This is a genomic window from Rothia sp. HMSC071F11, assembly GCF_001809115.1.
GTDB lineage: Bacteria > Actinomycetota > Actinomycetes > Actinomycetales > Micrococcaceae > Rothia > Rothia dentocariosa.
Genome location: NZ_KV795741.1, coordinates 162541 through 178716, shown reverse-complemented (window position 1 = coordinate 178716; position 16176 = coordinate 162541). Strand labels below are relative to the sequence as shown.

Below are 16176 nucleotides of genomic sequence, written 5' to 3'. Positions count from 1 at the left end.
TGCGCTACGCACAAAGTCGTCTTTATACTAGAGTCCAGGAGGAGCATATGACACCGCTAAAACCCCGCAATAAAACACCTGAAAACCGCACTATCGACTGGATTAGCCTAGGATTCTCCGCACCTTGGCTCGTATATCTGGGGTACATCTACGACGGCCTTTTAGAGCCTAACGCTCCGGTGTGGAAGCATGTGTACGTCATTATCTGCCTGGCCGTTTTTTCGATCATAGATGTTGCCGCGTATACGGTTCCCTGGATTCTTCCGGCGTCATCATATTTCAGGCGGTTGCTTCTCTGGACGATCCTTCTCCTCGTGCCCGTATGTGGCGTAATGCTGATAGCCGCCATTCCACCGGCAGATGTACTCATCGGGTTCACCATCTATTTTGTGGCACTGTGGACTTTTACCGAGGACATTCCCTACAGCACGCGGATTCGCGGTGCCTTCGCCATAGCGGCGGTTTCCTGGATAATTTATATGTTCTCTGACGGGTTTCCTATCAATTTTGCGGATAAATCCCGTCTAACCTTATCGCTGGGAATCCCTATGATCGGGATTATGGCGTTCTCCTACCTAATCCAGCTGAGTAAAAACGCCGACAAAACCCAGGCCAAGCTTGACATGGTCAGCGAGCGCGAGCGCATCGCCCGCGATGTACATGACGTGCTCGGGCATTCTCTGACCGTGATCACGCTTAAGGCCGATTTGGCGCGTAAACTTCTGCATGCTGACCCTGACCGTGCCGATGCGGAGCTTGAAGCTATCGCCCAGCTTTCTCGGTCTTCGCTGGCGGAGGTTCGTTCGACGGTCACGCGGCTGCGCATCCCGGATTTTTCGGGCGAGATTCAGGCGTCGGCGCGTGCCTTGCAGACGGCGTCGATCGCCGCGAAACTGCCCGATGCGGAACGTGCTCTCTCAGTGGTTGGGGTGAATTCTTCGCTTTTTTCGTGGGTGCTGCGTGAGGCTGTAACGAATATTGTGCGGCATTCGCAGGCTGGGTTCTGTGAGGTGCGGTTGAGTAATACCGGGCTTGAAGTTCTTGATAATGGGGTGGGTATTCCTGCCGAGTACGCCGCTGGAAGTGGTATCAAGGGCATGAAGAGTCGTGTGGAGTCTGCGGGCGGAACCCTTATTGTTGAGGATGCTCCGGCGCACTGGCTGCGGGCGCATCCTGCCGGTTCTGGGGCGGCGGACGTTCGGGGCACGCGGGTTCGGGTTAGTATGGACGGTAATACCGCCGAGATTGAGCCTTCGGGAGATACAGATGATTAAGATTATGCTCGCCGATGACCAGCAGCTTGTGCGTGAGGCGCTGGCCGCGCTGTTGGGGCTTGAGCACGATATTGAGGTGGTCGCGCAGGTTGGCGGCGGCGATGAGGTTCTTCCCGCGATCAACCGGTATCACCCGGATGTGGTGCTTCTCGATATCGAGATGCCCGGTTCTGATCTCTCCAGCGGTATTGATGTGGCAGCTGCGATTCGGGATGCGAAGCTGGTGACGCTCACCGGCGAGCCGGTACGTTCGCTCATTGTGACGACCTTCGGCAGACCGGGGTACCTGCGGCGTGCTCTCTCCGCCGGGGCGAGCGGGTTTATGGTGAAGGATACAAGCGCATCCCAGCTGGCGGAGGGTATTCGGCGTGTTCATGCGGGTATGCATGTGGTGGATCCGGCGCTGGCGGCAGAGTCTTTGGCGTATGGGGAGTCTCCGCTGACCGAGCGTGAGACCGAAATTCTGCGGGTTGCCGGTCATGGTGCTACGGCGCGCGCTATTGGTGAGCAGCTGTTCCTCTCCCCCGGTACGGTGCGTAATCATCTGTCTTCTGCGATGGCGAAGCTTAACGCCTCGAACCGGCAGGAGGCAATACGTATAGCCGCCGATAACGGTTGGCTTTAGGGCTTCCTGCGGTTGTACCGCTAATCCGGGAGCGTTTTCTTCATTCGGGAGCAGTTAAAGTGCTCCCGAATGAAGAAAACGCTCCCGGAATTGTAAGTTCGTGTAAGGCGCGAACTATCGCGTGGGTTTTGCCCCGCGGCCTCCCAGCTGACGACCTGTGTTTTCGTCATTTTTCAGGGCGGCGCGCAGCTCTTTGGGCAGGGAGAAGAGAATGTCTTCCTTCGCGGTTTCTACCTCTTCGATGTTCTCGTACCCGTATTCAGCCAGCAGCGTCAGTACCTCCTGCACCAGCACCTCGGGCACCGATGCGCCAGAAGTCAGCCCTACGGTCGCCACACCCTCAAACCAGGATTCATCCACCTGATGTGCAAAGTCCACACGTTCGGCGCGTTTGGCACCGTACTCTAGCGCGACTTCCTTAAGTCGCACAGAGTTTGAAGAGTTCGCAGACCCGACCACGATCACTAAATCTGACTGCGGGGCGATCTCTTTGATAGCACCCTGACGGTTTGAGGTTGCGTAGCAAATATCGTCTGAAGGTGGGTCTTGAAGGGAGGGGAACCGTTCGCGCAGCCGCGCCACGGTTTCTAGGGTTTCGTCCACGGAGAGGGTGGTCTGTGAAATCCAGACGACCTTCTCGGGGTCGCGCACGGTAACCGAGTCCACTTCGTCAGGCGAATTCACGATCTGAATATGTTCGGGTGCTTCACCGGCGGTACCTTCGACTTCTTCGTGCCCCGTATGCCCAATGAGCAGAATATCGTAGTCCTGTTTTGCGAAGCGAACAGCCTCACGGTGCACTTTATTCACCAGCGGGCAGGTCGCATCAATCGTGTTCAGCTGCCTCTCCCCCGCGGCAGATACAACCGCCGGGGAAACTCCGTGCGCCGAAAATACGGTTACGGACCCTTCGGGTACTTCGTCCACTTCATCCACAAAAATGGCACCCTGCTGTTCGAGAGTTTCCACCACGTGACGGTTGTGCACAATCTGTTTGCGCACGTACACCGGGGCACCGTAGTGTTCGAGAGCCTTCTCAACGGCGATCACGGCACGATCAACGCCGGCGCAGTATCCGCGTGGGGTGGCCAGCAGTACCTTTTTGGCACTCGTGACGGGGGTTGCAGCCTCAATATCGGCGCGGCTTCGGCGGGTGCGCGGCAGCGGCGGCAGACCGAGGGAAATGGTTTCAGTGGACATGACTACTATCCTACGTTGTTTGTTCCTCTAGTGTGTGCGTACTGTGGTGCCGCTCGCAGTGAGCGCAATGAGTTTGGCAAGAATACCGCCCAGAAGCGAGACCACGGCCGCCCATGCACTGTAACTTGCGAGCGAATTCAGATGACCTGTCAGCATGGGGCGCGCCGTATTCACCAGACCGTCCAAGAAAACAGTTCCCACCGTGCTGTCGGTACTGAGCCCAAGTGTCTGCGGGGTTTGCTGCGCCATGACCGCACTCAGAATCCACAAGCCCGCCGCAAGAATCAAGAACGTACAGGTCAGAAGCACAAAGCGTCCGCGCGGAAGCAGAATCAGGGCGATCACCAGACCGATAATACTTGCTACGATCAGTGCCCCGGACATACTTCCAACCCACTGCATCCGCTGCACCGCATGCTGCACGGGGTTTCCGTCACGGTCGATAGATATCAGGTGTTTCCCCCAGGATGAAATATCGGGGTCGTATATGCCGATGCTGCCCACACGCGCATCAAGCTCACGATAGAAGGCGCTGATGTCGAGCGCGGCTGGATCATCAGGATGCGCCAGGTTGTAGGTGTGCGTATCCGCCGCAACCTGCCGCCACATGGTGCGGTATTCGGAGGTTCCAGTGAGCCTCTGTGCATTCTCGCTCAGGCGTTTTTTCACCTCGCCGCGGCTTGTGCTCAGAATCTGTGTGAGAAAGTTATTGCCGGATTCGGGGAAGACTCGCTTGACCGCATCAGAGTTCATAACATCGGTGACAGCGGCATCGGCAATTCGTTTTTGAAAGTCTTGGTCTTCCACCAGCTGGGTGCTGAGCTGGTTGAACCCGGATTGGCTGATGAGGTTTTGATTGACCCAGCTGGCAACCGAACCCGTTAGCGCGCACAGAATACTCAAGGATGCAGCAAGAATCGCCAGAGCGTACCGCAGCTTTGAGACGCTGGTGGGTTCTAGCACATGCCGCTGCGGTTTCTGATTCGCCAGGTTGGCTACGGGAGCACCCGTCGGTTCCGGGGTTTCGCTGTGCGGGCGCAGCGCATCAAAGGACTCGTTGAGCACTCGCGTCTGCTGGTTTATCTCGGGGGCAGATAAGAGCGTGGTGGTTTCATCCGCGCCCTCAAGATCATGCGGTTCGCTGGAGATAACCCGGTAGTCATCGCGCGGAGGTTCGGGCAATACGCGGGTGGTGTCTGGTGAGTCCTCTGGAACCTCAAGTTTGATCGTGCGCTTGGGTTCGTGGGGTTGGGGGTCGTCATGTGCACCCATAGGTTACAGATTACCGGGTTCGGCAGAAAAGGTTGAATGAGTGTGCCCTCAGCGGAAACTGTGACGTGAAGAGTACGCACATGACCGAAAGATGGGCAAAATCGCAGGCTGTGGGAGAGAATGGGGTTATGACTGATTTTTCGGCAGCGCACCATGAATACCCGCACTCGGCTCCCCCGATTGTGCCGCCTGCGGCTGAGCGGCAGCTTCCTGCAAAGTCGCAGGAGACTACACCGCAGAATCCTTGGCCTCTGGCGCTTTTGGCTCAGAATATGAAGAACTATATCGATAAGGTTCCGCAGCTGTGGGTTGAGGCGCAGGTTGCTTCCCTCAACGGGCGCGGCGGGAACGTTTTTATCGAGCTGAAGGATCTGCAGGAAGATTTTTCGTTTACGCTCGCCCTGTTCGGTCAGGCGGGGCGCGGCCTGGGTTCGGATGTGAAGGTTGGCGCGCGGGTGGTGACCTTAGCGAAGCCCAGCCTGTGGAAGAACGGTCGGCTCTCCCTGATTGGGCGGCGTATCTATGCGGTGGGCACGGGTAACCTGCACGAACAGCTGCAAATACTACGTGAAAAGCTGGCCGCTGAGGGGCTGTTTGCGGATGCTCGCAAGAAGCCGCTCCCGTTGCTGCCGCATCGTGTAGGACTGATTACCGGGCGTGATTCCGATGCCGAAAAAGACGTGATTCGCAATGCTTCGCTGCGCTGGCCCGGAGTGCAGTTTGAGGTACGGAACGTGAAAGTGCAGGGCGAAGGCTCGGCGAGCGAGGTGATGGCGGCGCTGAGTGAGTTGGATGCGCATCCTGAGGTTGATGTGATTGTGATTGCCCGCGGAGGCGGTTCGTTTGAGGATCTGCTCTCGTTCTCTGATGAGGCTCTGGTACGTGCCGTGGCGGCGGCGCAGACTCCGGTCGTTTCGGCAATTGGGCATGAGGCAGACAGCCCAATTCTGGATGCCGTCGCGGATGTTCGCGCCTCTACCCCCACCGATGCGGGTAAGCGTATTGTGCCTGATGTCGCCGAGGAGCTGGCGGTTATTCGTGAGGCGCGAGCGCGTGCCGACCGCGCGGTTTTGGGCTACCTGAACTATCAGGAGCAGTATATTCGGCAGCTGCATGAGCGCCCGGTGCTGACCCAGCCGGAGACGGATTTAGGGTGGCGCAGTGAGGATATTTTTCGGCTGCGGGAGCGAGCCGCCCGTTCGGTGGAGTACCGTGTGGCGCGCGAACGGGACGCGATTTCGCATACGATTGCGCGGGTGCGGGCACTCTCGCCCGTAGAAACGCTCAAGCGCGGGTACACGATTGTGCAGCGTGCCGATGGTGATCTGGTGCGTGATGCCACGGCTCTATCGGCTCATGACAAGCTGACGATGCGCGCAGCGGTGGGCGGCGCCGAGGTCAGTGTGGTCAAAACCTACGACTCAAATCTTGATTTATAACTCTCTGGTGGAAGGTACAACATTGTCTGAGAATATTAGTTTTCATACGGAAGAGCTGGGTGCTCCCGTCGAGACCCTAAGCTATGAGCAGGCGCGCTCCGAGCTTGAGAATGTGGTGCGGCAGCTAGAATCTGGCACCTCAAATTTGGAGTCTTCGATAGCCCTGTGGGAACGCGGTGAGGCGTTAGCTTCCCGGTGTGAAGCCTGGCTTGAAGGCGCCCGGGAACGCCTGCACGCGGTGCGTAACACTCAGGATGCAACGGGTGAAGAAGCTGAGTCTGAGGGCTCCGAGTCCGAAGACTAAGGCGTAAAAAGCTCTTGATGCGTTACCAGGCGTGAAAAAATCCGTTTGATAACACATCAAGAGCAGTAGGAATGGGCGCGAACTAGCGCGGGAAAACCGCCTAGCAAACCCCGCTAATTCTTTTGTTTGTAATCCGCCATGAAGTTACCCAGCCGCTCAAGCGCGCTCTTGAGGGTCTGCACATCCGGCAGGAAAACCAGGCGGAAGTGGTCGGGCTTATGCCAGTTGAAGGCGCTGCCGTGGCTGAAGAGAATTTTCTGATCTTTGAGCAGGTCAAGCATGAACTGTTCGTCGCTCTTGATGTTGAACTTTTCGGTATCAATTTTGGGGAACAGGTAGAGCGCGCCATCGGCCTGTTCACAGGTAATGCCGTCGATTTCGTTGAGCATACGATACGCCAGGGTGCGCTGCTCGTAGAGACGCCCGCCGGGGGCAACGAGTTCGTCAATGGACTGGTAGCCGCCGAGTGCGGTCTGAATTGCATGCTGGGCGGGCACGTTGGAACACAAGCGCATCGACGCAAGCAGGGTAATGCCCTCGATATAGTTTTTAGCGTCCTCTTTTGGCCCGGTAATGGCGAGCCATCCGGCGCGGTAACCGCAGACGCGGTATGCTTTGGAAAGCCCCGAGAAGGTCATGCAGAGCACATCATCACCGGTGATGGTGGCCATGTTGATAGCCTCGGCGCCTTCGTAGGTGATCTTCTCGTAGATTTCGTCGGCAAAGACCACGAGCTCATGTTCGCGCGCCACATCAGCAATCTGCTGCAGAATCTCGCGGGAGTACACGGCACCGGTGGGGTTGTTGGGGTTAATAACCACAATGCCCCTGGTGCGCTCAGTAATCTTCGACTTAATGTCTTCAATATCCGGGTACCAGTTGTTCTCTTCGTCGCACAGGTAATGCACGGGGTTGCCGCCTGCGAGCGTGGTGGAGGCGGTCCACAGCGGGTAGTCGGGCATCGGAACCAGAATTTCATCGCCCGGTTCGCATAGCGCCTGCAGGGTCATAGGGATCAGTTCCGAAACGCCGTTGCCCAGATATATATCGTTGGTGTCAAGGTCGAGAATCCCGCGATTCTGGTAGTACTGCACGATGGCGGTACGCGCCGAGTACAGGCCGTGGGAATCGGAATAACCCTGTGTGACAGGCAGGTGGCGGATGATATCCATCATGATCGCATCCGGCGCTTCAAATCCGAAGGGAGCGGGGTTACCAATATTGAGTTTGAGGATGCGGTGGCCAAGCGCTTCCATGCGGTTGGCTTCTTCGAGAATAGGTCCGCGAATATCGTAGAGGACGTTGTTCAGCTTTGAGGACTGACGGTACTTCGTCATAGTTACATTACTTCCTTGGATGCTCTAATAAGAATTTCGCGGCCTCGTCGTCAGCGATGGGGTTAGTACCGCTCGTAAGACGAAGCAAGAACGATAGGTTTCCCGTATCTAATGTAGATGATACGCGGTTTATAGCTTCGCGTGCACTATCTGGCAGGTTACGACGCGCAATCGGAAGAAGTTGTTGGTTCAGCTGCGTAGTCTGTGGGTCTTCGAGAGTTGTGAAGCGGTTATCCTCAATCGCCGGGTCTGCGCTGTGCAAAAGGACCACCTGCGCGGTGTCTTTGCTGAGCATACTCACCCGTTCTGCCGAATTTTCGTTGAGAATAGGGTTTTCGACCGTGTATTTGTAGACGGTTTTGAGGCTTGCAACGCCGTAGTTGCTGCTGGTGTATCCGCTGGTGAGAGCAAAACTTAGGGTAGCTTTTACATCCGCAAGGTTGGCGAGGCTACGAAGTTTATGCTGCACTTCGTTCTGGCGAGTGGTCACGAGAACATCGCGGTTTTGGGCATTAGCAACGTCTAGAAGTTCCAGGTGTTCGGGGAGCACACGGTTAATAGCGGCAACAGTATCGGTAATATTCAGTGCGCGCGCGTTAATGGCCCCGCTGGGGCTTGCGGTTGCACCTTCGGAGGCGGACGCATCATGCGAAGGCGTGTTGGTGGGGGTGGGCGGTAGTGTGACCCCGGCACTCGCCGCAGATGCGCTGGCACTGGCAGCCTGGCGTTCCGCCTGAATTTGTGCGGGGCTAAGTTTGCCGTCGTTCGTAAGATGCAGCAGCAAATCGCCGCTGTAATCAATAACAAGGTCAAGCGTGTCTGGTTCGGGGGTGTTCGCTTCGGTCTGTTTGAGCGCATCCAGAAATTTGCTGCGGCTGTCTTCGTTGGTGACGACTTCAACGTTATATCCCACGTTGCGAAGCGCCTGAGCGTACAGGTATGCGACCGCCCGCATCTCGCGCAGGGCACCGATGCCCACGCGCAGGGTTCCGTAGCTTGATGCTGAAGGATCCACTTTCGGTTTATCGTCCTCTGACGAGCAGGCGGCAAGAAGCGGAGCTAGGGCTAAGGCGCTTATCATGGTGCGGCGGGTAGGCGCGGGGCGGTTTGGGTAATGCACTAGATTTTCCTCGCGTTCTCGTCGGCAAGAAATTCTTGGTATTCACGCGACCAAGCGGCGGCATTTTGAAAGCCCATCATGGATGCGACCTCGTCGATGAGGGTGCCGTAGCGCAGGGTATCGAGTTCAGCGATAGGCACCCAGCAGGCGCTGTCGGAAGAACCGTTCTCTTCGGCGCGCAGCTCGCCGGTGACCACGTGGGCGCGGTAGACGATGCGCAGGGCGCAGAACGGCAGCGTACTGTCGGAGAGCCCGTTACGCGCGGGAAAATGCCCGGCGTGCACGCCCAAAATATCTTCGATGGCAACGCTGTACCCAGTTTCTTCGAGGGTTTCTCGCAGGGCGGTTTCGTCGGCCTGCTCGCCCGGTTCCATGCCTCCGCCGGGCAGCGACCAGAGCGGACTTTGGGCGCGATCCTCGGGCACCCAGCGGGTCATGAGCAGTTTGCCCTGCTCGATAATGACCGCGTAGGCTGCGGGACGGGTTTCCATTACCAATGCCATGATGTTAAGTTTACCGCTTTAGCGTTTCTTTCCTGCACGCCGCGCACGGACGGCTTGAGCGTTGTGACGGGCATATTCTCGGAGGTTTCCGCTCTTTTTGGCGTTCGATTTCTTCCGATCACGAGCCTCACGGCGGGCATTGGCGGCACGGTTTTTCGCTTTCGTCTTTGCTTTCTCATCAGCAATGCGCTTAGCGCGGCTCTGCTTCGTCTCACTTCCTCGCTCGCTGGATGCGGTTCGCCCGCGCACAATACCGATAAAGTCCTGGATCAGAGTTTCTTCTCTTTCGGGACGCGGATGCGCCACCGGTGCCCGCCTCCAGGTGAGGGTCACCGGGTAGGGTTCAAGGCCGCGCATCGGGCGATAGGTAAGGTCTTTGCGATGGTAGAATCGCGCCACGGACATGGGTGCAATGTACAGGCCAATTCCTGCGGCAACGAGCTCAAGAGCCTCACGATCGCCGGTAAATTCGGGCAGGAACCTTGGGTTTTCGGCGCGCCATGTGTTGGAGGCTTCAGCCCAGGCGGGGTAATCGGCGGGGTCGTGAAGCAGAAATTCTTCGGCGAGGTCTTCAAAGCTCACCTCGTCAAGCACTGTGAGCACGTGGTCGCTGGGCATGATCAGCACGGGTATTTCCTCATACAGCCTGATGCTGTGGTACTCGTCTGTGTCTCTGCTGCGCGGTTCGTGGTTGGGGCGCACAATCGCCATGTGTGCAAGCGGTTCTGCGCTTTGGGAGGTGGAAAGCTCTATGGTAAGGGCCTGAATTCCCAACCCCTCCCCCACCGGAATTTCAGCCAGGGGCGCGCGGTCGCCGTAACGCTCATGCCAGCGGGTGAACCATTTTCCGGGCATAATTCCCGGCACATATGCAATGCGCAACTCAGAGCGTTCAAGCACCTGGGCTGGTAGGGCCTGCGGAGTGTAGAGAAGATTTGCGATATGGTGCGGAAGCTCGTCGGCTCTTGCTTTTTCCTCTGCCCGTGCGTTGGTGCTGTTTTCACTCATGCCACCACGCTAGCACAGCGGGCGGGATACGCGGGGTGTATCCGTGGAATATAGGGTAAAAACGGGCTAAGACTGCCGCTTATCAGCGATATAGGTGCGAATCTTTGAGGCTGTCAGGCTGATCAGAATAAGCGCGACAAAGATGAGTGGCACCATCCACGGCTCAAATCCGAAGGCGGCGAGGAGGGCAAACCCGATAGTGACGTAGATAATCGCCCATATCAGGGTGCCCAGAAGCATGCCGGGCAGCCAGCGGCGCATCGGCATTTTCGTGAACCCCGTGGTAATGATGACGGCGGTCTGCAGTCCGACCGTCAGAAAACACAGCGGCACGGCGTAGGCTCCCCACCGGTTGATCATGGCGGTGGCTCGTGTGTAGAGCGGGGTCTGCATGGCGTTACGGATGCGCTCTAGGCGCGCGCTTCCCGTGGCGGCAAGGTAGCCCAGGGCGTAGACGATGCTGGTGCGCAAAATACCGATGCCCCACATGATGACGACAGCAAGTTCGAGAGGCAGAGCCGCAAACCATTCTTTCACCCCCTCATTCTCTCATGTTTTGGGTATGGTACTCATCAGCTGAGGGTGTACATATGTTGCTTTGAGGTTCTACGTAGTGCACATGGTCCCGCAATCAAAAAAATTTAAATTTTTTTCTGCACCCTATTATTTGGGGTCTATCCCCGTAAACACGGGGTTTTCGGTTAGGTAACCCTAAATATACTGACAGAGTGTCGCTATTTTTCCAGGATTTGCGGTTGGCAGACACCTCGAAATTAGGTTATATTTTTATTACCAAATAGGATACGCCTTGTGGGAAGGCCTCCTAGATACGGTTTTGAAGACTTTTCTTCCTGTGTGTGATGCGAAGGAGGAGGTTCCAGATGGAACCTCCTCCTTTCCCTATGCAAAAGCATCCTTACTGAATTACTCGCTTCATTCTTTTCCCAAGGCACGTAAAAAGGCTCCCCAGATGTATGGGGAGCCTTTTTACTCTGTTGCAGAAATTAATCTAGAGATCCAGCGAACCGCTACTTCTGCTCTCCGTTATTCGGGCCGCCATCACTTCCATTGGGCTTCTTCTGATGCAAAGAACTCAGCGGCTTCGGAAGCTGGGTGGGGGTCCATGTTTTCTGTGATACCCCGGTGAAAGATGCTCCTGTCCCCGGCATGTTCCCCCGCTTATAGGACGCGGATGCGTTCGAGGAGGAGCCCGAACGCTCGCCGGGTTCATCCACGACCGGAATAATATCGAGAGGCTCGAACTCAGAATCGTCGAGATCAAGTGGAACCGGAACATCGAATTGGCTCGTATTCGTAAACCCAGACCCGCCTCCTACCGGAACAGAACCGGTCGCCGGTCCTTGCTGGAAGCGTGAATTCTGCGCACCTGAGCCTGTGGTGGTTCCCATCGGACGCTGCGACCGCGGAGGTTCCTGGTTCATGGGGCGGATAGCTCCCTGCGGGGTGAACCCTGCAGGAGGAAGATTCTTCTCCTCCGCTACAGAGCGCGAAGGCGCAAATCCAGGCCCGGAATTCTGAGCGTTCGTATGCTGAGCCGTGGAGGTCTGGTGCTTCTGGTTTTGCGGTGCAAAGCTGCGCTGACCGTATCCCTGCTGTTCGCCGAGGCTCTGCTGTCCTAAGCCTGTCTGAGCCGCCTGCCGGTTCTGACCTGCGTTTTGGTTTTGCTGCATACCCTGCTGATGTTGCCCCACACCCTGGCCCTGGTGCGTACCGTAGCCCTGAGCTGGCGCAGCATACGGATTTTGCGCGGTATTCTGCGGCTGCGCAAGGTATGGATTATGTGCTGCACTACGATACGGCGCGGAATGTGCAGAGTCATCCGCGCGATCCTGCATGCCGGAGCCAAACGCCGCATCCTGAGCAGAAGTATTACTCATACCAGAGGGCGCGGAATACCCCTGAGTCTGGTTTGTATTCGCGGGAGCCGATTCTAAGAATCCGTTCCTAGGCGCAGCACCTTCGCGTTGTGGAGCATTCACAGTATTTCCGGGTGCGGGAGTCACCGGGATTTGCCCGGTTGGAGTGGTCTGAACTTCCTGATCGAAAAGTTCACTCGTGCGTTCCAGCGGGCGCAGATGCGTTCCCGGAATGCGTGCCGGACGGCGCGGGGTCTGCCCCTGAGCAGATGCAGACCCGACAAAACGGGTCTCGTGCCGCTGCGCCTCGGGCTGGGGTGCGGGCGCGCGGTGCAGGTTCTTCGGCTGCACAAAAACATCCTGTGCGGGAGCCTCCTCCGCCGCCGATGCTGAAAACGCGTGTGCGGAAGGAGCTTGCTCGTATGAAGCTTCGTGGCTTGCACCCTGGTCATCGTCGTACAGAACGGGTTCGGGGGCCTGCTGCGGAGGGTACTTAGGGTGCAACTGCGCCGGAAGCCTGCGGGCGTGCGAAGTACCGGAAAAGTGCTGCTGCGCATCCTCAGCTGAGTACGATTCAGCGTATTCGACGTATTCCTCATGCACCGGCTCTTCGCTCAGCTCGTGAGGCTCTGCTGCGAATTCATCGGCACCGATCTGTGGCGCATGGTCTGCGGGAACACCCTGTTCTGAAGACTCTTCCTCCAGCGTAGATTTGCGGGATGCACGCCCCGAGTTCCAGCGTAGCGAACCCCACCTGCTGGCCTTGGAAGAACGACTCGGTGAGGTTTCTTCAGGTTCCTCGACGTCTAGCTCGTGTGCCTCATCCTGCGCGAATTCCTCTTCGGTAGCCTCACCCTCGATGGGCAGCGCATTATGTCCGGAGGTTTCGGGATACGCCGCATCAGGTTCTTCGTGCCCATCCTTGGGCTGCCCCAGGTAGTAGAGGGCACCGCCGATCCCCGCGAGCGCCACGAAGGAAACCGTGGGGGCGCTCCACGGCAGCCACCCCATGAGGGAGAGAATCAGCGAGAAAATCAGAATAAGTGCCACCAGCGCGCCGATACCGAGCAGGGTCAGGCGCAGGGTTCCTAGGCGATGCAGGCGTTCCGGCAACCAAGGTTTCTGTTCTAAAACGGGCACAGGGCTGGTAAAAGGTTCGACCGGCGAGGCTTCGCGCAGATCGGAGAGCGCGGCGCTCGTCTCTTCTTCACTGAGCGGGGGCACGTTTCCGCTCGCGGCGTTGGATTTCTTGGGGTCAGAACCGGGCACTGCGGACTCCTCAGAAAAAAGAATGGAATGCGAGGTCAGAACATCATCAGTCATGGAATGTGGGTTTACAACCGTCTGTTCGGGGGTGTCTGCGGCGGATGCACGACGCATATTCCGCGGTATAAACCACAACAGCATGACGACCGCTAAAACTACGAGAACACCCGACGTGCTCAAAATCGTCATGTGTATCTATCCCTTCAAGCTAACATTTATAAAACCTAGGACTTTTCATCTTACCTAGTACAGGACAGTGTTCGCATTCATCTACGTATACCGTGCGAAAATATACCAAAGAAACCTGGAATATTCAGGGCTCTTCTAGAAAATATGCGCTCAGCACATTTCCCGTGCATGTATAAATACTATCGAACACAGTCGAACATTATGTAAATGAATCAGGGGCGACAGCAGGTCATAAAACCGAACTATCGCCCCTGATAGGACTAGAGATTATGCAAAGAGTGATTAGCAGTTCTTATCGGCAAATTCTTTCAGCCATTCACGAAGTTCAGGGCCGAGATCTTCGCGTTCGGAAGCAAGAATAACGTTTGCCTTCAGATACGAGAGCTTATCCCCCGTATCGAAGCGGCGCCCCTTGAAGACCACACCGTATACGCCCTCACCTTCGCCGGTGCCGACTGCCAAAGTCTGCAGTGCATCGGTCAGCTGAATTTCGTTGCCGCGACCCGGAGCCGTGTTTTCCAGCACCTCGAATACCTTCGAGCTGAGCACGTAGCGACCAATCACCGCATAGTTCGAGGGTGCTTCCTCGGGGGCGGGCTTCTCAACAAGACCGGTGACCTTCACGTAGCCGTCCTGACCTTCAACCGCCTCGATAGCAGCGGCACCGTAGGCTGAGATAGACTCGTGGGGAACCTCCATAAGAGCGATCACGGAACCGCCGGTAGCCTGCTGAACCTCGACCATTCGCGAGAGCAAATCCTCTTTTTCGTCGATCAGGTCATCGCCCAGCAAAACCGCGAAGGGTTCATCCCCTACATGTACCTTGCCGCGCAAAACTGCATGGCCCAGACCTTTAGGGTCGCCCTGGCGCACATAGTGCAGTTCACCCAACTCATTCGTTGCTTCAACAGCTTTCAGAAGGGCGTCTTTACCCTGCTCGGCCAGCTGACTTTCTAGGACCGGAACACGGTCAAAATGGTCTTCAAGCGCACGCTTGTTACGGCCGGTAATCATAAGAACATCGTTCAGGCCGGCGCGGATTGCCTCTTCTACCACGTACTGAATTGCGGGGCGATCAACGACCGGAAGCATTTCCTTAGGAGTCGCCTTCGTTGCGGGCAAGAACCTGGTCCCCAGACCAGCCGCCGGAATAACAGCCTTAGTGACAGACTTAGATACTTTAGTCATACCAATAAGCATAACTCATGCACCCTCTTTCACAGCCTGTAATACTACAATTTGACACGTACCTTCGTGCAAGAATTTAAAAAATACCCCGCTGCACCTTTGCAGGTTAGGCACTATAAGATATCGTCGAGCATCGCACTCGCTGCACAACATTATCGCAATGGTGAACGCACTCACCCAGGAGAACCATGAAACCCGAGCCCAGCACCGTATCCGCCCCGCACGAGAGCAACGATGCGCCCCACAGCAAAACTCCCGAAGATACCGCCCTCGACAAGCAGATACTGCGCTCCCAAATTCGCCCGCAACGCCTGATCGTCAAAAACGCCCGCACAGCGGCGGAACACGAGCAGATGAAACAGCAATACCGCGACCATATTCTTTCGCTGATCCCCAAGGACGCGCAGGCGCAAACTATCGCGGCGTACCTGCCCACCGCCTCCGAACCGCCTATCACCGCAGCGCTTCACGACCTGCACGCGCGCGGGCACCGCATCCTGGTGCCCGTAGTACGCCCGGCACGCACCCTCGCCTGGGTTGTCTGGGACCCACACGTGGAGCATCCGCTCAACGGCTTGGGCATTGCCGAACCCGAAGGCGAAGAGTATGACACCCAGGCTTTTGTTGCCGCCGACCTGCGGCTAGTTCCGGCGCTCGCCTATGCACGCAACGGCCGCCGTCTAGGGCAGGGCGGAGGCTACTATGACCGCATCATCCCTGCCCTTTCGGCAGATAAACTGCGTGAGAGCACCGTAGGCGTGGTGTTTTCCCATGAAGTGCTCGAAAGCATTCCCTACGATGAATGGGATGCCGTGCTCCCCCGCGTGCTGACCGAGAACGGCATAGAGCCCCTCGGCGATTCCACGCTCTAGACCGAGAACTTAAGAACATTCTGCCTGCGCTAAGCCCCGCGCGGCACGCCACCCAAGTCGAAACCGGGTGAGGTTCGCGGTACACTCTATACGCAACACACGGCAGCCGCCGCGCTCGCGTCTGCCCTAGGATCTGTCATTCAGGAGAACCATGCCGGTCTACGTTTACCAGTGCAAAAACTGTGGGCACGCTTTCGAGAAACGCCAGTCGTTCAGCGAGGACGCCCTGCGCACCTGCCCGCAATGCGGTGAAGACACACTTCGCAAACGCTTCAACACCGTGGGCGTCGTCTTCAAAGGATCCGGGTTCTACAGCACCGATAAAGGTTCCAGCTCAAGCTCATCTCAAGCAGAGTAGTCACACGAAGAATCGTTCCCTCCCTGTACTGCGGCACTAGCCCCAGTGCGGGGGTTTTTGTTCGCGCATCCACTCTAGACGGGCACGTTCTTCGGGGGTTAAATGTTCCTGCGCCGAGCCGCGGGCATGCCGTAGGTTTCCTCGATTCGCGGCTGACTTCCCGGAGATCTCTTTGCGTGCAGGCGTTGGCGTATGTGCGTGAAGCGGTGCGTTCACGCCCGCAATGCGCGGCTCGTCCCCTGCTAATGCGCCTCCCCCGCTGGCGCGTCGATGGCCTCTGCGCGGTTTCGGTGTTGGAGAATACTCACCCATAGGTTCGTCCTTTCAGCTCTGCGCTGCCGGGA

Annotated in this window: 16 protein-coding genes; 6 read left to right on the top strand and 10 right to left on the bottom strand. The window is 57.1% G+C overall.

Features of this window, described 5'->3' with window-relative positions; all coding sequences use genetic code 11:
* Positions 1 to 47 precede the first annotated feature (47 nt).
* Together HMPREF2554_RS03840 and HMPREF2554_RS03835 are read left to right on the top strand one after the other, a co-directional pair.
* On the top strand, positions 48 to 1274 hold the full coding sequence (locus tag HMPREF2554_RS03840; protein WP_070554062.1) for a sensor histidine kinase: 1227 nt from the start codon (positions 48 to 50) through the stop codon (positions 1272 to 1274).
* Positions 1267 to 1899 carry a response regulator transcription factor gene (locus HMPREF2554_RS03835; protein WP_070554060.1) on the top strand — a complete coding sequence of 211 codons (633 nt, stop codon included), beginning with the start codon at positions 1267 to 1269 and terminating at the stop codon, positions 1897 to 1899. The genes HMPREF2554_RS03840 and HMPREF2554_RS03835 overlap by 8 nt, the downstream gene beginning before the upstream one ends.
* Before the next feature lie 114 nt (positions 1900 to 2013).
* Here the strand turns inward: HMPREF2554_RS03835 and HMPREF2554_RS03830 are convergent, their stop codons facing one another.
* A complete protein-coding gene (locus HMPREF2554_RS03830) occupies positions 2014 to 3099 on the bottom strand; it encodes a 4-hydroxy-3-methylbut-2-enyl diphosphate reductase (RefSeq protein WP_070554059.1) in 1086 nt (361 codons plus the stop codon).
* A gap of 27 nt (positions 3100 to 3126) precedes the next feature.
* A complete protein-coding gene (locus tag HMPREF2554_RS03825) occupies positions 3127 to 4371 on the bottom strand; it encodes an MFS transporter (protein WP_070554057.1) in 1245 nt (414 codons plus the stop codon).
* A 128-nt stretch (positions 4372 to 4499) separates the two neighbouring features.
* Between HMPREF2554_RS03825 and xseA the strand changes: the two genes are divergently transcribed.
* Both xseA and HMPREF2554_RS03815 read left to right on the top strand, forming a co-directional pair.
* On the top strand, positions 4500 to 5810 hold the full coding sequence (gene xseA, locus HMPREF2554_RS03820; RefSeq protein WP_041321839.1) for an exodeoxyribonuclease VII large subunit: 1311 nt from the start codon (positions 4500 to 4502) through the stop codon (positions 5808 to 5810).
* Positions 5811 to 5832: 22 nt separating this feature from the next.
* On the top strand, positions 5833 to 6114 hold the full coding sequence (locus HMPREF2554_RS03815) for an exodeoxyribonuclease VII small subunit (RefSeq protein WP_004005186.1): 282 nt from the start codon (positions 5833 to 5835) through the stop codon (positions 6112 to 6114).
* A gap of 113 nt (positions 6115 to 6227) precedes the next feature.
* Here HMPREF2554_RS03815 and HMPREF2554_RS03810 read toward each other — a convergent pair whose 3' ends face one another.
* The 7 genes from HMPREF2554_RS03810 to galU all read right to left on the bottom strand — a co-directional run bounded on the left by HMPREF2554_RS03810 (position 6228) and on the right by galU (position 14602).
* Positions 6228 to 7451, bottom strand: coding sequence for a pyridoxal phosphate-dependent aminotransferase (locus HMPREF2554_RS03810; RefSeq protein ID WP_013397547.1), 1224 nt, complete (start codon positions 7449 to 7451; stop codon positions 6228 to 6230).
* A 7-nt stretch (positions 7452 to 7458) separates the two neighbouring features.
* On the bottom strand, positions 7459 to 8571 hold the full coding sequence (locus tag HMPREF2554_RS03805; RefSeq protein WP_239652910.1) for a glycine betaine ABC transporter substrate-binding protein: 1113 nt from the start codon (positions 8569 to 8571) through the stop codon (positions 7459 to 7461).
* The gene (locus HMPREF2554_RS03800) at positions 8571 to 9062 is read right to left on the bottom strand and encodes an NUDIX hydrolase (protein ID WP_004005189.1); all 492 of its coding nucleotides are present in this window, start codon (positions 9060 to 9062) and stop codon (positions 8571 to 8573) included. Before HMPREF2554_RS03800 ends, HMPREF2554_RS03805 begins: the two co-directional genes overlap by 1 nt.
* Positions 9063 to 9092: 30 nt before the next feature.
* Positions 9093 to 10082, bottom strand: a complete 990-nt coding sequence (locus HMPREF2554_RS03795; protein ID WP_013397549.1) for a LysR substrate-binding domain-containing protein — start codon at positions 10080 to 10082, stop codon at positions 9093 to 9095.
* 66 nt (positions 10083 to 10148) lie between these two features.
* Complete coding sequence (locus HMPREF2554_RS03790) at positions 10149 to 10619, bottom strand: DedA family protein (protein WP_013397550.1); 471 nt, start codon at positions 10617 to 10619, stop codon at positions 10149 to 10151.
* A gap of 491 nt (positions 10620 to 11110) precedes the next feature.
* Complete coding sequence (locus HMPREF2554_RS03785) at positions 11111 to 13414, bottom strand: hypothetical protein (RefSeq protein WP_013397551.1); 2304 nt, start codon at positions 13412 to 13414, stop codon at positions 11111 to 11113.
* Between the two features lie 282 nt (positions 13415 to 13696).
* Positions 13697 to 14602 (bottom strand): UTP--glucose-1-phosphate uridylyltransferase GalU, encoded by a 906-nt coding sequence (galU, locus tag HMPREF2554_RS03780; RefSeq protein WP_041321840.1) that lies wholly within the window; start codon positions 14600 to 14602, stop codon positions 13697 to 13699.
* Between the two features lie 188 nt (positions 14603 to 14790).
* Here galU and HMPREF2554_RS03775 point away from each other — a divergent pair, with 188 nt between their 5' ends.
* The gene (locus tag HMPREF2554_RS03775) at positions 14791 to 15474 is read left to right on the top strand and encodes a 5-formyltetrahydrofolate cyclo-ligase (protein ID WP_013397553.1); all 684 of its coding nucleotides are present in this window, start codon (positions 14791 to 14793) and stop codon (positions 15472 to 15474) included.
* A gap of 151 nt (positions 15475 to 15625) precedes the next feature.
* Positions 15626 to 15832, top strand: coding sequence for an FmdB family zinc ribbon protein (locus HMPREF2554_RS03770; protein WP_004005195.1), 207 nt, complete (start codon positions 15626 to 15628; stop codon positions 15830 to 15832).
* Positions 15833 to 15868: 36 nt separating this feature from the next.
* Here the strand turns inward: HMPREF2554_RS03770 and HMPREF2554_RS03765 are convergent, their stop codons facing one another.
* The gene (locus HMPREF2554_RS03765) at positions 15869 to 16144 is read right to left on the bottom strand and encodes a hypothetical protein (RefSeq protein ID WP_013397554.1); all 276 of its coding nucleotides are present in this window, start codon (positions 16142 to 16144) and stop codon (positions 15869 to 15871) included.
* Positions 16145 to 16176 lie beyond the last annotated feature (32 nt).

Bases quoted from the DNA above. Each gene is read 5' to 3' on its own strand.
- HMPREF2554_RS03765 (WP_013397554.1), bottom strand. From the start codon at position 16,144: ATGGGTGAGTATTCTCCAACACCGAAACCGCGCAGAGGCCATCGACGC.
- galU (WP_041321840.1), bottom strand. From the start codon at position 14,602: ATGACTAAAGTATCTAAGTCTGTCACTAAGGCTGTTATTCCGGCGGCT.
- HMPREF2554_RS03770 (WP_004005195.1), top strand. From the start codon at position 15,626: ATGCCGGTCTACGTTTACCAGTGCAAAAACTGTGGGCACGCTTTCGAG.
- xseA (WP_041321839.1), top strand. From the start codon at position 4,500: ATGACTGATTTTTCGGCAGCGCACCATGAATACCCGCACTCGGCTCCC.
- HMPREF2554_RS03810 (WP_013397547.1), bottom strand. From the start codon at position 7,451: ATGACGAAGTACCGTCAGTCCTCAAAGCTGAACAACGTCCTCTACGAT.
- HMPREF2554_RS03795 (WP_013397549.1), bottom strand. From the start codon at position 10,082: ATGAGTGAAAACAGCACCAACGCACGGGCAGAGGAAAAAGCAAGAGCC.
- HMPREF2554_RS03825 (WP_070554057.1), bottom strand. From the start codon at position 4,371: ATGGGTGCACATGACGACCCCCAACCCCACGAACCCAAGCGCACGATC.
- HMPREF2554_RS03835 (WP_070554060.1), top strand. From the start codon at position 1,267: ATGATTAAGATTATGCTCGCCGATGACCAGCAGCTTGTGCGTGAGGCG.
- HMPREF2554_RS03785 (WP_013397551.1), bottom strand. From the start codon at position 13,414: ATGACGATTTTGAGCACGTCGGGTGTTCTCGTAGTTTTAGCGGTCGTC.
- HMPREF2554_RS03800 (WP_004005189.1), bottom strand. From the start codon at position 9,062: ATGGAAACCCGTCCCGCAGCCTACGCGGTCATTATCGAGCAGGGCAAA.
- HMPREF2554_RS03775 (WP_013397553.1), top strand. From the start codon at position 14,791: ATGAAACCCGAGCCCAGCACCGTATCCGCCCCGCACGAGAGCAACGAT.
- HMPREF2554_RS03830 (WP_070554059.1), bottom strand. From the start codon at position 3,099: ATGTCCACTGAAACCATTTCCCTCGGTCTGCCGCCGCTGCCGCGCACC.
- HMPREF2554_RS03840 (WP_070554062.1), top strand. From the start codon at position 48: ATGACACCGCTAAAACCCCGCAATAAAACACCTGAAAACCGCACTATC.